This window comes from Paenibacillus antibioticophila, from assembly GCF_000455265.1.
Taxonomy (GTDB): domain Bacteria; phylum Bacillota; class Bacilli; order Paenibacillales; family Paenibacillaceae; genus Fontibacillus; species Fontibacillus antibioticophila.
In genome coordinates, this window is sequence record NZ_HG005144.1 from 67,720 (window position 1) to 83,139 (window position 15,420).

The 15,420-nt window shown below is 49.3% G+C and carries 12 protein-coding genes; all 12 read right to left on the reverse strand.

Features of this window, described 5'->3' with window-relative positions; translation table 11 throughout:
• Positions 1–22 precede the first annotated feature (22 nt).
• The gene (locus tag TX85_RS24525) at positions 23–1,384 is read right to left on the reverse strand and encodes a hypothetical protein (RefSeq protein WP_049895230.1); all 1,362 of its coding nucleotides are present in this window, start codon (positions 1,382–1,384) and stop codon (positions 23–25) included.
• A 79-nt stretch (positions 1,385–1,463) separates the two neighbouring features.
• Positions 1,464–2,633, reverse strand: coding sequence for an ROK family transcriptional regulator (locus TX85_RS24530; protein ID WP_044482556.1), 1,170 nt, complete (start codon positions 2,631–2,633; stop codon positions 1,464–1,466).
• 70 nt (positions 2,634–2,703) lie between these two features.
• Entirely contained in the window at positions 2,704–4,263 is a 1,560-nt protein-coding gene (locus TX85_RS24535; protein ID WP_044482557.1) for a glycoside hydrolase family 3 protein, read from the reverse strand.
• 32 nt (positions 4,264–4,295) lie between these two features.
• Positions 4,296–5,126 carry a carbohydrate ABC transporter permease gene (locus tag TX85_RS24540; RefSeq protein ID WP_044482558.1) on the reverse strand — a complete coding sequence of 277 codons (831 nt, stop codon included), beginning with the start codon at positions 5,124–5,126 and terminating at the stop codon, positions 4,296–4,298.
• Entirely contained in the window at positions 5,123–6,013 is an 891-nt protein-coding gene (locus TX85_RS24545) for a carbohydrate ABC transporter permease (RefSeq protein ID WP_044482559.1), read from the reverse strand. The genes TX85_RS24540 and TX85_RS24545 overlap by 4 nt, the downstream gene beginning before the upstream one ends.
• A 50-nt stretch (positions 6,014–6,063) precedes the next feature.
• Positions 6,064–7,218: a sugar ABC transporter substrate-binding protein gene (locus TX85_RS24550; RefSeq protein WP_158297375.1), complete on the reverse strand. Its 1,155-nt coding sequence runs from the start codon at positions 7,216–7,218 to the stop codon at positions 6,064–6,066.
• A 492-nt stretch (positions 7,219–7,710) separates the two neighbouring features.
• Positions 7,711–8,904 carry a sensor histidine kinase gene (locus TX85_RS24555; RefSeq protein WP_233500858.1) on the reverse strand — a complete coding sequence of 398 codons (1,194 nt, stop codon included), beginning with the start codon at positions 8,902–8,904 and terminating at the stop codon, positions 7,711–7,713.
• Between the two features lie 57 nt (positions 8,905–8,961).
• Positions 8,962–9,663 carry a response regulator transcription factor gene (locus tag TX85_RS24560; protein ID WP_071784257.1) on the reverse strand — a complete coding sequence of 234 codons (702 nt, stop codon included), beginning with the start codon at positions 9,661–9,663 and terminating at the stop codon, positions 8,962–8,964.
• A 200-nt stretch (positions 9,664–9,863) separates the two neighbouring features.
• Positions 9,864–12,308 carry an ATP-dependent protease ATP-binding subunit ClpC gene (clpC, locus tag TX85_RS24565; protein WP_044482560.1) on the reverse strand — a complete coding sequence of 815 codons (2,445 nt, stop codon included), beginning with the start codon at positions 12,306–12,308 and terminating at the stop codon, positions 9,864–9,866.
• A gap of 32 nt (positions 12,309–12,340) precedes the next feature.
• The gene (locus TX85_RS24570; RefSeq protein ID WP_044482561.1) at positions 12,341–13,399 is read right to left on the reverse strand and encodes a protein arginine kinase; all 1,059 of its coding nucleotides are present in this window, start codon (positions 13,397–13,399) and stop codon (positions 12,341–12,343) included.
• Between the two features lie 12 nt (positions 13,400–13,411).
• Entirely contained in the window at positions 13,412–13,942 is a 531-nt protein-coding gene (locus TX85_RS24575) for a UvrB/UvrC motif-containing protein (RefSeq protein ID WP_044482562.1), read from the reverse strand.
• Between the two features lie 51 nt (positions 13,943–13,993).
• Positions 13,994–14,452 carry a CtsR family transcriptional regulator gene (locus tag TX85_RS24580; RefSeq protein ID WP_044482563.1) on the reverse strand — a complete coding sequence of 153 codons (459 nt, stop codon included), beginning with the start codon at positions 14,450–14,452 and terminating at the stop codon, positions 13,994–13,996.
• Between the last annotated feature and the right edge of the window lie 968 nt (positions 14,453–15,420).

The following is a 15,420-nucleotide window of genomic DNA, read 5'->3' on the forward strand; positions in this document are numbered from 1 at the left end:
TTCTTTCTGCAAATGGCCCGTATTAAGGCAGCATATTCTTATAAGTGGTGTAGTAGTGGATGGCTAGCCCACCATATCCGTCAGCGCCCGCGAAATAGGCATCTACCTTCTCAAGCTCCTGGTTCATATAGGCTTCACCCTCCTGATAGAAGGTGACAAACTCCGGATCGCCCGGCACATCGTAGGTCTCTACTCCAATAACCACCTTCTTGCCAATGATGCTTCCATAGTCAACCTCGTTCTGTCCGTTCTGAATAATACCATCCGGCCCTTCAGCGAAGTCACGGTAATCCATAATCGTTACATAGTCCATGACGTCCTGAACATGCTTATGCATTTCCTTGGTTACCCCGTTATGAGTGATCGAGAACGTATCATACCAGAACGGAATATCTCCCGAGAAGGTCATGGAAGAACCGCTGCCAGTCAGAAGCTGCTGGGACTTCGCCGCCAAATTAAGATAATCTGCACTTAATCCTTGTCTATTCGTGGACCAATCGGGCAGGGTATAAGGTTCATTATCGTGATGAACCCCGTCAAACCGTTCATTCACCGCAGAAGCCGCATTGTAATCAATCACATCCTGCAATCTCCCTAGCGGAATATAATGGTTCTCCGCTCGCACCCAATCCGACTGACCATCCAGAGCCTCTACCTGCATATCATTAGCATGTGCCTGTGCTATAAGCGCACGATAGTGGTCGGGGTTCGTCGTCAAATTGGTTCCCGTATTCACGTAGAGCATGTTAATTCCTTTAGATAATGAGAATTGAATCAGTTCAGAACGTGCTGCGGAAGTTGCCAAGTCCGACAATTCCCATACCCAGAGCGCTTTCGTTCCCCCGCCAGCGCCACTATCAGGAGTAGCTTGAGTCAGGGATATCTCGTCTATATAGCCATAGCCGCCAATATTGGGATTTTTGTAAATATACACTTGAAGCTTGGCCGTACCCGGGATTGTCGTGAAGGTCAGCGTCTTGGGTGCGTAACCCGTTGTTGTATAGAATAACTCAAACTTCCCGCCTGCCAATCTAACCCCGTTGACATCCAAACAATCAACGCCAAGGATCGCTGTCTCTCCGGTGACACTTACCCGCCCTGCCCCGGAAAGCTCATATTTGGTGGAGGGCGTAATTCCGTCAATGATCTGGCCTGCGCCGCTCTCGCCCGTGCCTAACCGTGCCGCCCGGCTTCCTTCGTACACAGGGAAAGTCACGGTGGTTACTCCGTCCCAATTGGACCAAGACGCCAAATTCGACTCGAAACCTCCGTTAGTGACTAGGTTAGTCCCTGCCGCATAACTCTTCATTACAGGCAGCACGCCAACCAGCAACAACAAGGCCACCCAAACCTTCAGCACTTTTCCAACTACGTTCGTTTTCATCCCTTCGCCTTCTTTCCTATTTATTTGGTTCAATGGACAAAATATTTATGCAGCTCATAGCGCTATTGCTTCCGCACCTTCACTGTAACACGGAAGGTGCTTTGAATAGCTTCTGAAGCATCAGCGTTGCCGAGCCGTGCAAAGAGCCCTCTTCTCTATAAGAAGAAGCGATCAAGCGGTCTGGTGCAAATGGCAACGGGAACGGGAATTGCACGAGATTATCACGCAGCTTATCGAAGAACAGCTCTGAATCAATCATCCAGCCTTCGATAACCACTACCTCTGGACTGATAAAATTAACAGCCGTCGCAACCAGCAGCGTCGTCACATACAAAATTTGCTTAAATATAGGCTGGAGCCATTCTTCTCCCGCTTCATATCTCCGCAGAATTTTTTCCATCGAGTCCGGAATCTTTACCCCAAGCGCCTTGGCTTCCTGCTTGCAGCGCTCCATAATAAAGGGCGTTGTAATTACCGTCTCGATGCTCCCGCCACTGGAGTTAATCGGAATGTGAGCAATTTCGCCGACTGCACCCATGTATCCGGAGAAAATTTCCTTATTAAGCACCAACCCGGAGCCAATTCCTTCGTTAATCGTCAGATACAGCAAATGGTTTCTATTCTCGCCAACTCCCCCATGCATCTCGGCAAATGCAGCAGCATTGGAATCGTTAGTCACCTGGAACGGAATGTCTGGATATTTGCTCGACAGCTCGCTTTTCACGTTTAGATCTTTAATTTTCAGAAAATTAGAAAGTGTGATTACTTCGCCCGACTCATTAATAATGCCGGGAACCGCAATCCCGATCCCTTTGATGAGTTCCAGCTTGAGTCCGGGAACCTTCGCCATGCAAGCTTGGATGGAGGCATCGATCTGGCCAATAATAGCTTCATTCCCCGTAAGAACTTCAGTCTTATACTCGGATATCTTCTCACCAATTAAATTAAATACAGCACATACCAGCCAGGTATTCCCAACGGAGACGCCCAGCACGTAGCCGCCATTGGGCTTAATTTGCAGGGTCATAGCTCTGCGGCCGGCACCAACCATCGATTGCTCCCCGGCTTCCTCGACCATATTGTCAGCAATGAGTTCCTCCACAAGGCCGGATACCGTCGTGGCGCTGAGACGCGTTATCTTTGAAATCTCCGCTCTGGACAACCGCTGCTTGCGGTGAAGCAAATTAAGTATGGTTGCGGTATTAATTTCCTTCATTAACTGAAGGTTGCCTTTCATCGTCACAGCCATAATACCCCTTCTCTTCTTGCAATGATGCGTCTATTTTATCATATTTTTCAAAATCTAACATTTATACCGATCAAGCTTCGCCTGCAAGAATCCGGGTTAAAGCCTTTATCGAATAGTCCGAGGTTGAGCCGACCATGACCACTCCCGCATCTTTCGAAAGGCAGTCTACATCGTAGGGATTTCTTAAGACCAGATGTAAGATTGGCTTACGGGTATCCTGCAATTGTTGGGCCAGAGTCGTCTGCCCGCCGAACAGATGCGCATTCAACGTTCCCTGAATAATGCAATCGTAATCCTGTGATTGTTCAGTGAGTGCTGTTATTTCCTCGATTTGCGGGTCCAGCGAGCAAGTGCTTAAGTGTACCTCAAAGCCAGCTTCATCTAGTAACCGAGCGAGAATCAGTTCGGAGTCGCTAGTATTATCGGCTACTGTCAGCTTCTCTTGCTTCGGCAAAATTAACAGATAACGATGGTTCTTGCTCATAGGAAGCAAACCTTGCGGATCACGTTCTACGACAACCGTGCGAATGGCCAGCTTCAAAGACTCTGACTCCCATTCCTCGCGAGGAAGCGGCTTGGCTTCAAGCTGATATCGTTCAAATGACTGATGCAGGCGTCTGATTCTGGCGATGGACTGATCGATCTGCTCCTCCGAAAGCTCTCCTCGCTCGATGGCCCCCACGATCCCCGCGACTACGCGCTCCTGAAATTCGGGCGTATGGCACATCAAAATCTGGTCCACCCCCGCCTTCACTGCCATAATACCGATCTCCTCAGGCGAATAGTTATCCTTAATCGCCCCCATCTCCACATCATCCGTACAGATGACACCTTCATAACCCAATTGGCCGCGAAGCAGCCCGTGGACAAAAAAGGGACTCAGCGAAGCCGGAAGCCCCTGGGATTCGGGAATATTCGGAAATACCAGATGCCCCATCATGATCGAATCTACGCCGGACTTAATAGCAGCGACAAACGGCAACAGCGGTCCCTTGCCAAGCTCCTCCAACGTGAGCGGACATTCAGGCAAGACATAGTGGGAATCCCCACTGACCTGTCCATGCCCGGGAAAATGCTTGGCCGTGACTGCAACCCCGGCCTCATGCATGCCACGAATAAAGGCTTGGCCATACTTGCCTACCGTCTCCGGGTCCTCCCCATAGGATCTGACCCCAATCACGGGGTTGTTAATGTTGGTGTTCACGTCCAGTACAGGCGCCCAGTCCATCGGAATGCCAAGTGCATGCAATTGGCTTCCGATAATTTGCCCCTGCATATAGGCCGCCTCCGGATCACCGCTGGATGCTATGGCCCGATTGCCGGGAATGTAAGGGTAGAAGGCTTTGAAATTGGATAAGCTCCCTCCCTCTTCATCGACAGAAATGTAATAGGGACTTGGCTCATTACGTGATTCATGCAGCTCGTGAAATTTTGCAACGAGCTGTGTTACCTGCAATTCATTGTTAATATTATGCGGAAAAATACCCACCCCGCCAAACCCATACGCTTGCTGCCGTCCCTGAAACGATTTTCCAGCCTCCAGGGAAGGCACTCCAATCACGCACATTTTCCCTACTTTTTCTTGTAAGCTAAGTTTTATTGTAGCCATGTGTTCATTATTGACTTCCATATATGGTTACCTCCAGGCTATCTCAATGGCATTTACTCTTTCACTGCTCCACTAGTCATTCCTGCAATAATATATTTCTGGAAAATAATAAATACCAGCAGGACCGGCAAGGTCGAAATGCAAGATGCTGCCATCATATGCACCCAATCGATAGAATTAAAGCCTTTATACAGCGCCAAGCCCAAAGGCAATGTTCTCATATGCTCGGAGTTGGTTAGAATCAGAGGGAAGATAAAGTTATTCCACGATCCCAGGAATTGCACAATGATGAGAACACCCACTGCCGGCTTCGCCAGGGGAAGGATAATACGCCAGAATACGCCGAATTCCGTGGAACCGTCGATCTTGGCTGCCTCTATGATTTCATTGGGCAAACCTGACATATACTGCCTCATTAGAAAGATGCTCATTGGCGCAATCAGATTCGGGATAATGAGTGCCGCGTACGTATCGATCCAGCCCAGCTCCCTCATCAGCAGAAAGAGCGGAATCAGGGTGACCTGAAATGGAATCATCATCGTAGACAGGATAATCATAAAAAGGGCATTCTTCCCCACAAACGTCAGCTTTGCAAAAGCGTATCCGACCATAGATCCAAATAAAATATTCCCCACCACTACAGATACGGCAATAATCGTACTGTTCAGGAAGTAACGCCCAAACGGCCCACTTCCCAAGACATCAACATAATTCTGTAACGTGATCTCCTTCGGGAAAATATCCGTGAAGCTCTTGATGATCATGCCATCGCCCTTTAACGACATGCTGATCATATACAGGTACGGAAATACCATAACAATCAGGGGAATCAGGAGCACCAGGAAGACGATGGATGTGCGCAAGGCTGATTGCCGGTGGCTCATTCTCCTACCCCCTTATTAATACGCATCAGCCACATTTGAACAGCCGACATCAACATAATGAAAATCATTAAGATATAGGCGATCGCCGAACCTTTCCCCAGTTGCAAGCTGGAGAATGCCGTATTGTACATATACAACACCATCGTGGTCGTTGAGTTCAAAGGCCCTCCCTTGGTCATGACATATACCTCGGAGAAGACTTGTAGCGAGTTGATGGTATTCATGACAATGACCAGAATGCTCATATGCCGTAAATGCGGCAACGTCACATGCATAAATTGACTCCACAGCCCTGCGCCATCAATGATGGCCGCTTCATACAGACTGGCAGGGATCGATTGCAGGGCAGCCACATACATCAGCATATAGAAGCCCACAGCCGTCCAGATCGACATCGCCATAATAGAAGGAAAAGCTGTTCGAATATCCAGCAGCCATTGCACCTTTTGAATGCCAAAAGTGCCTAGAATGGAGTTCAAGATGCCGGAAGGTGCGTACAGCAGCATGAACATCATGGATACGACGATGACCGAAGTCACGGTTGGCATGAAGAACGAAACCCGGAAGAATATTTTGCCGGGGATGCGGCTGTTCACAGCGATGGCCAACACCATCGACAGTACCGTAGTAATTGGGACCGTGACAGCCACGAAGTACAAGGTATTCCAGAAAGCTTTCTTGAATACAGGATCGCTTAGCGTATCCAAATAGTTCGTGATCCCCACCCAGTTGGACTCCAGCTTGAGCAATCCGGTTTCAGTAAAGCTAAGATATAACGAGAAAATAATCGGGAACAAACTGAATACCAGAAACGATAATAGCCACGGCGATAGAAACAGATAAGCTGTGGTGTTTTGGCGCAGCTTATTACGGCCTGCTGTGTTCATGTTATACCTCCATGGGCAAGGAGCTGAACGTCCCCTTACCCTTTTGAATTTTATCTTGCGAGCAATTTATTAATGTTGTCGGAGGCAGTCTGTAACACTTCTGCTGCAGAAGTTTGCTGCAATACAGCTTTCTCTACCGCAGTCGTAACCTTTTCAGAAATTTTTTGCCACGCCTTCAGAGAAGGTGGATTCTGGGCCGTCGCAACTTGCTTGGCGAATATAGCGATCTCCGGCTTGTCCGCGAAGAACGGATCAGCTTCGACTCCCGGAAAGGCTGGGAATACGGAGGTGGCTATCTCTGTAATCTTCATTGCATTTTGCTTGCTGGTCATAAACTGAACGAATTGATAAGCTTCCTCAGGATACTCTGTCTTGGCGGAGATGGACAAAATCTCTCCTCCCGAGAAGGACACCGAGTTGCCTGTAGGCGCTACCGGGATTTCTGCCACTCCCCACTTCAAGTCGGGCGCATTCTGCGCTAACCCTCGCAAATTCCAGGCACCTGAAATGAACATCCCTACGTTCCCCGCCGCGAATTCCTGGCCAATCATGCCATCTTGAGCGACAAGCGATACTTTGGATAATTCTTGAACATACTCCAGCGTTTCGATCGCAGCCGGTTCGTTCAACGCACTGGCGGTTTCATCCGCATTCAGGAAGTTCCCGCCGTTACTCCAGAGGAACATAGAGAATTGTGTCCAAGGTGTCTCCGCTTCTCCCGCGGCAATACCAAAGCCTTTTGCTCCCGTATTTTCCGTGATTTTGGCCGCTGCCTCTTTCAGCTCTTCCCAGTTCGTCGGGGCCTTCTCAGGGTCCAGGCCAGCCTGCTCGAACAGCTCTTTGTTATAAAACAAAGCACGTGTCCCCAGTAGCCAAGGCACCCCGTAGATCTTGGAATCGTAGGTTACACCGTCCCAGCCTACGTATTCGCCCTTGATGTCGGTCACCTTGTCTGACAGATCCAGCAGCACATCCTGGGAAGCGAACTGCGTCACCCAGGTGTTGCCAAGCTCCACCACATCGGGTGCCTCTTCGGCAGCAAAGCTCGTAGTGATTTTGTCCAAGCCGTTATCCCAGGTAAGTTGCTGTACATCAACCTTCACCCCAGGATGAGTGCTTTCAAATTCTTCAATAATCGGAGCAATATTAATATCCGTACTGTCGTCCATGGAGCCCATGAACTGCCAGAACTTAATGGTTTTCACTTCGGATGAAGCATCACCCGTTGACGGTTGAGATCCTTTGGAAGAATTGTTGCCACACGCAGCTACGAGAACGATTACAAAACATAACAATAATGGCAAGATCGCTTTTGAACGCATTTCTGAAGTGCCCCCCTCGAAATAGTAAATTAGAACCTAACTCATTTACTTACCGCCAAAAAACCGCCCGGATCCTCCTATTCATACGGATTATAATTATTACGTCCACTGGACTTATTAATAATATATGCTTTTTGATTTGACCTGTCAATTAGCTTTCGTAACATATATCTAACATGAATATTACATTAATTGCCATGATAAAGCGGATACATTGACGAGGGACTGCCTCTGCCTCCAGCTTCCTTCAGATTCGGCCTCACAGCGGACACCCTTGCCTTTGGCTAACTGTTCCTACTGTCAAGCCTGTAGTGGACTTTCACCACCAGGTTATTGTCCACGCCAGGCTTAATACAAATACAACATCTTCCTTTCCTATTCCAGCGGAAGCAAAACCTCAAAGGCCGTGCTTTGCGGGCTGCTCGTCACGGACACTTGGCCCTGATGGACGTCAATAATACTCTTGGCAATCGCCAGCCCCAACCCGGTTCCTCCGCTCGCCTTGGAACGGGAGCTGTCCACTCTATAGAAGCGGTCAAACAAATGCGGCAGACTCGACGAAGGAATTTCTTTGCCATAGTTAATGAATTTCACACGGGCCCAAGGCTCTTCGATAGAAATTACAATATCGATAAATTTGCCATCGGCGCCATATTGAATGGCATTGCTCAATAGATTCTCAAATGCACGCACGAGCAAATTCCCATCTGCATGGATGATTGCATTTCCCTGCCGCGCGGACACACGACATAGCATGCCGGATTTGTCCAGTATCGGGACAAATTCCTCCGCCAGCTGACCCAGAAATCCGTTCAGGTCAAGCTCGGACTTTTGTAAAGGCAGGCCGTTCTGAATCCGCGTATATTCGAAGAGCTGGTCGATCAGCTTCTTCAGGTCCTTCGCCTTCTCATAAGCGATATTCACATAGTAACGCAGTTCTGTCTCGTCTTTGTAACGATCCTCTTCTATAACCTCCAAAAAACCGAGGATGGACGTGAGCGGGGTCCGAAGATCGTGGGAGACACCGGTAATCAGATCATTCTTGGACCTCTCCGCCAGGCGCTCCTCTTCGATAGACTGATTCAGCCGGTCTGCCATATGATTAATGCTGTCTGCAATCTTGGCCAATTCCCCTGTTTGGGCCGGGATTTTCCGTTCCAGATTCCCCTCCGCAATTTCGCCAAGACCGTTCGTGATCTCCCGAATGGAGACATTAAGCCCTTCCACTGTGGCGTTTAAATGCTGCGCCAAATGACCGAGCTCATCAGAGGTGCGCAGGGGGATCTTTACATCCATGCGCCCGAGTCCGACCTCCGTCAAGGCTTGATCCAGCTCTTTTAAATACCGCATCGTCCCCCTTGTCAGCATCCAATACGTCAGGATAAAGATCCCTGTACCTGCGACGATCATCGCAGGAATGGAGCCCCATTGCTGGATGATCCCGCGAACGATCTTTCGAACGGGAGACCAAAACGTCGTATTAGGGAGCGTCAGGATATAGGCGGCCAATTGATGGCATAAATACATGACGGCGACGGAAAGCAGCAGACTGACGATCGCGGACCCCAAAAATTTTACTCTTAGTGAAATTAGTCGTTTCAAGCTCATCATGAATACCTGACTTTCTTATTGGACTTCTATTTTATAGCCGATTCCCCATACAGTCTTTATGTATCGAGGATTCTGCGGATCCAGCTCAATCTTTTCCCGGAGTCTGCGGATATGGACCATGACCGTATTTTTCGACTCTATATAGGGTTCCTTCCATACTTCCTCATAGATTTTGTCCATGCTCAGCACAATGCCGCGATGGAGTGCCAGCAGCTTGAGAACCTCGAATTCGCGCGGGGTTAATTTGATCTCCCGTTGGTCCACTGTCACTCTATGCATGGCAGTATGAATCACCAGATCGTCGATCACAATTTCATCCGGGGCAGGAGCCTGAGGGGTGTTATTGATATATCGATTATACCTCCGAAGCTGTGACTTTACCCGGGCGAGCAGCTCCAACGGATTGAACGGCTTGGTGACATAATCATCCGCCCCTATGCTTAGTCCGGAGATTTTATCCATATCCTCACTCTTGGCTGACAGCATAATGATAGGCGTATCGCGTTCTTCACGAATCCGCATGCAGGCCTCCAAGCCATCCAGCCTCGGCATCATGACATCCAGAATGATCAGATGAACCGGATGCGATTCAAGAAGCTCCAGCGCCTCCAGGCCATCGGATGCAGTCAATAGGTCATAACCTTCATTACGCAGATAAATCTCCATCAGCCTAATAATTTCTTTCTCATCATCCACTAGTAAAATCGTTTCCTTCACTTCGACGTACCTCCTTGACAGGTATGTAAGTTCGGCAAAGAAGGACCGGATTCCTTCTGTTGCCTTTCTGAGCAAGAGAAAAAGGGGGGTGTCTAATAAGTCCTCAAAACAAAAAGCTGGGCGAGAAAACGCAAGGTTTTTCGTCCAACTTTTTGTTTGTTCGCTTCTTTTCACTCTTGCCATGGAAATTCAGTTATCCATCAGGCATTGCGGGTATAAGTTCCCGTTGTTGATACCGTCAGAGTACCGTTCTCTTCATCAATAGTCAAGGAATCGCCCTTCTTCACGTTTCCTGTCAACAGCTCTTCCGATAACCGGTCTTCGATATGCTTCTGAATTGCCCGGCGAAGCGGACGTGCGCCATAAGCGGGATCAAAGCCTTCCTTGGCCAGGAACTCCTTCGCTTTATCTGTCAGCGTAAAGTCCACATCGTACTCTCTCAGGCGCTTGCGAAGCTCCTCGGACATGAGCGTAACGATCTCGGAGATGTGCTTTTGCTCCAGCGAGTGGAAGACAATGATTTCATCGATCCGATTGAGGAATTCCGGACGGAAGCTCTTCTTAAGTTCTTCCATCACTTTACCCTTCATGTTGTCGTAATCGGCACCGGCATCCTCCATCGCGGTGAATCCAAGGCGCGAGTTCTTCTTAATCGCATCGGCTCCGACGTTGGAGGTCAGGATAATCAAAGTATTCCGGAAGTCCACGACACGCCCCTTGGAGTCCGTCAACCGGCCATCCTCCAGTACTTGGAGAAGGATGTTGAAGACTTCAGGGTGAGCCTTCTCGATCTCATCCAGCAGGACTACAGAGTAAGGTTTGCGGCGTACCTTCTCGGTCAATTGGCCGCCTTCTTCATAGCCTACATACCCCGGAGGAGCCCCGACCAGACGAGCAGTGGAGTGCTTCTCCATGTATTCCGACATGTCGATTCGAATCACGGCATTTTCATCACCGAACATGGATTCCGCAAGTGCACGAGCCAGCTCCGTCTTCCCGACCCCGGTCGGACCGAGGAAGATGAAGGAGCCCATCGGCCGCTTCGGATCCTTAAGACCTGCGCGCGCCCGGCGGATAGCCCGGCTGACCGCCTTCACGGCCTCATCCTGACCGATTACCCGCTCATGCAGGATAGACTCCATATTGAGCAGACGCTCGGTCTCTTCTTCCTTCAACTTATTGACCGGAATCCCCGTCCAGCTGGCAACCACCTGTGCGATATCCTCCGGTGTCACTTCGGAATCGGTCCGTCCTTGCTTTTCTTTCCACTGGTTCTTTGTGATATCAAGCTCTTCGCGAATTTTTTGTTCCGTATCCCGCAGGGCAGCTGCTTTCTCGAACTCTTGGCTCTGAACGGCAGCATCTTTCTCCTTGCGGATATCCTCCAGACGGCTCTCAAGCTGCTTGAGATTTGGCGGTACAGTGTAAGAGTTCAGCCTTACCTTGGAGCCCGCTTCATCGATCAGGTCGATCGCCTTATCTGGCAAGAAACGATCCTGAATATAGCGATCCGACAGCTTCACCGCCTGCTCAATCGCTTCATCCGTAATTTTTACCCGGTGGTGAGCTTCATAACGGTCCCGAAGTCCATGCAGAATCTGGATGGCTTCCTCTACGGATGGCTGGTCGACGTTAATCGGCTGGAACCGGCGTTCCAATGCGGCATCCTTCTCAATATATTTGCGGTATTCATCCAGCGTTGTCGCACCAATGCACTGGAGCTCGCCCCGAGCCAATGCAGGCTTCAGGATGTTGGAAGCATCGATGGCTCCTTCGGCCCCGCCTGCCCCAATCAAGGTATGAAGCTCGTCGATGAACAGGATAATGTTGCCTGCCTGACGAATCTCATCCATGATCTTCTTCAGACGATCCTCGAACTCGCCACGATATTTCGTGCCGGCGACAACGGAGCCCATATCAAGGGTCATTACCCGCTTGTCGCGAAGTGTCTCCGGAATTTCATTGTTGATAATTTTCTGGGCAAGCCCTTCTGCAATGGCCGTCTTCCCGACGCCCGGCTCCCCGATCAGAACCGGATTGTTCTTCGTCCGGCGGCTAAGCACCTGTATAACCCGCTCGATTTCCTTGCTGCGGCCAATGACTGGATCCAGGTTGCCTTCCTTCGCCGAAGCGGTAAGGTCGCGAGCCAAGCCGTCCAGCGTCGGAGTATTTACATTTGCCGGAGCTCCGTGATGACTGGATACCGCCTCACTGCTTCCCAGCAGTTGCAGAACTTGCTGACGGGCTTTGTTCAGGCTGATGCCGAGGTTGTTCAGAACCCGTGCGGCAACACCCTCGCCTTCGCGAATCAGGCCAAGCAGGATATGCTCGGTTCCAACATAGGTATGTCCCAGCTTCCGTGCTTCATCCATCGATAGCTCTATAACCTTCTTGGCACGAGGTGTATAGGCAATGTTCGTCGGTTGCTCTTGCCCCCGTCCGATCAAGGTTTCCACTTCATCTTGAATCTTCTCAAGTCCGAGTCCGAGACCGATCAAAGCCTTGGCCGCGATTCCTTCGCCTTCCCGAATCAGTCCAAGCAAAATATGCTCGGTTCCAATATTGTTATGCCCCAGTCTGACTGCTTCCTCTTGAGCCAGTGCGAGCACCTTCTGCGCACGTTCTGTAAATCTTCCAAACATCATCCTACATACACCTCCAATAAGAATCTATTCCGTTAATTACCCATTTTTTCCCGAATCAGCTTCGCCCGGTACATATCACGTTCGCCTGGAGAAAGACTCTCTCCAAATTGCTTCCGCAAGTACCCCGGCTGGGTCATGACATTCAGCTCGTTAATAACCTGAGCGGGGAGAGAATCAATAAGACCAATATCTACGCCAAGCCGCACATCGGACAGCCGCTGAGCAGCTTCCTTGGAATCGATAATAGATGCATGGGACAAAATCCCGTATGATCTCATCACCCGATCCGTCATCCGAAGTCTGGATTCATGGAGAAGCTTCTCGCGCGCGTTCTTCTCATGCTCGATGATTTGCAGGACAACTCCGTACAAATTCTCAATGATTTCCGCTTCGCTTTGTCCCAGTGTAATCTGATTTGAGATTTGAAACAAGTTCCCGATTGCATCGCTGCCCTCACCATAGATGCCGCGCACGGTAAGTCCAACCTGAGATACAGCCGACAAAATAAGGTTGATCTGCTGGGTCAATACGAGCGCCGGCAAATGCATCATGACAGAAGCCCGAAGACCGGTGCCGACATTGGTCGGACAGCTTGTAAGGAATCCGCGGTTGGCATCGAAGGCATAATCCACATGCTTTTCAAAAATATCGTCCACTCGTGCGGCCTTCTCCCATGCTTCCTGTACTTGGAGCCCCGGATATAAACATTGAATTCGCAGATGGTCCTCTTCGTTCACCATCACGCTAAGACTTTCGTCCTCGCTGATAAATGCAGCGCCATTTCGCGATTCATTCGCCAGGCTGGGACTGATCAGGTGCTTCTCCACCAAAATCTGCTTATCCAGTTCCTCCAACTCGTTCATTGAGACCGGAATCAGCTTGCCAAATTGCTTCAGCTCTTCGTCGGCAAGCACGTCCTTCATCAGGCTAAGAATCTCCTCCGACTGTTGATTGGTGGACAGCATCGGAAATGGATGGTGAATCAAGTTGCGGGCGATGCGTACTCGCGTACTCATTACAATTTCCGACTCGTTGCCGCCCCGGCTCATCCACTCGCTGAGCGGCTGCTCTGTAAATCGCAGACTAGTCATCGCGCCTTCCTCCTAATTTGATTCTGCGGATAATTTCTTTTCAAGCTCCCGAATCTGGTCCCGAATCGCCGCAGCTTCTTCGAACTCTTCCTGTACGATTTTGTCCTGCAATTCCCGGCGAAGGTCTTCGATCTTGCGTTCAGCCTGGATGTGAGCACCTACCCGCTTCGGAACCTTGCCTACATGGACGGTATTGCCGTGTACTCTTTTGAAGAGCGGATCCAATCGGTTGTTAAAATATTTATAGCATGAACTACAGCCAAAACGTCCAATTTTGCTGAACTGAGCATAGGTCAGACCGCATTCCTCACAACGAAGCGGCTCGGATGGCTTGGTCTGTGCCGATTGCCCTTGAAAGCCGGGATGAAATTCCATCAGTCCCGATAACAGATTGTGGATGGAGAAACCACCGGAGGTTCCTGGAATCAGTTCTCCCTTTTCCCTGGCACAAGCTTCACAAATATGAAACTCCGTCTTCTCTCCATTCACAATTTTAGTGAAGTGCAGAGTAGCCGGGCGTTTGCCGCATTCTTGGCATTGCATGATCAATATCCCTCCTTGTCTGGATTGATCTGGATTACCGCCCTAATTTTCTTAGCAAAGCAACGAAATGAGCATCGCCTTCATCATTCTGGCCCGGATCTGATCCCGGTACGGCAGCTTCACCATCAGTACCTCGCGGGATACAGCCGCCTGCATGAGGGCCGCCTCACGGGTGGTCAGGAAGCGAGCCTCCACTAATTGATAAATTAACCCCTCCGCTGCGGACTGCCCCATCTCTTCACCGATGGTTTGATGCAGATGGGTGTGGAGCGTGGTCGGTCCCGGCAGTTCAATACGGCGGATTCTGACATAGCCGCCGCCGCCCCGCTTGCTCTCGACCAGATAGCCTTTCTCCAGGGTAAATCTTGTACTGATCACATAATTAATTTGTGATGGCACGCAGGAAAATTGCTCAGCCAAATCATTGCGCTGAATTTCAATGATCCCCTCGGGGCTGTCCTGCAGGATGCCCTTGAGATATTTTTCGATAATATCGGAAATATTGCGCATCACTTACCCTCCATAACCCTTTGGACCCTTTGTTTGAGTTGATTTAAATCGAGTTGAATCGGTTTGTTGACTTTGACTTTCTTTGACTTTATATACATTATAACATAAATCATTATTTTGCCAAGAGGATATCGTATCCTCGATAAATTCAGTTTGGGCGCTACAGGCGTAAATTATTCTATTCCAGCCGAAGAGGCGAGAAAACCGCTAATGATGTTTTGGGCTTTGCTAATGGATGTTTTGGACTTGCTAACTAACGGAGTATCTTTGGATTGCTAACAGAGTATCTTGGATTTGCTTGCTGATGTTTCGGACTCGCTAATGCAGTATCTTTGGACTTTGGACTTGCTAACGCAATATCTTGGACCTTCTAACGGACATTTTGAACTATTAGCCGGCTTTTTCACACATTTTTAGAGGGTAACGGACATTTTCGGCATTTAGGATGCTCAAACGGCTCTAATTCACACAACTCACCTATCTTAGCTGCCAAAATGTCCGTTACATTTCCGGCTTCATCCATAGTGGCCTTTAAGGAGACGTAATGTCCGTTATACCAAGTACTTTCCCCTGAACAAATTGGCCTGTCAGAAAACAATAGCTTTGGGTTACTCATATGTGGTTTGGACACATCGTATACTGACTAGTCATGTTCAAGAACATGCTGAGAAACAAAGACTCGTATGTCTTCCAGTAGTGTATTGCATCTACTGCCGGTGCATCAACTTTAGCCCCATAAAGTTCAATACTACTTCAGCGCCGCGATCCCGGCTTTGCTGCCAAGCAGGCGGAAGTTCTTTAACCTATCTGCAGGTGAATAACAGGATTTGTACATTCTCAGCAGCATCAAGATCCCCGAGACCCAACTCAATTGTGGAGCGTGTAAATTTTTCCGTTTCTTTGGCCCCAAGAAAAAGAAAAGAGAAAACAAAGAGCACCACCGAGTGATCGGCAGTGCTCTTTGTGTT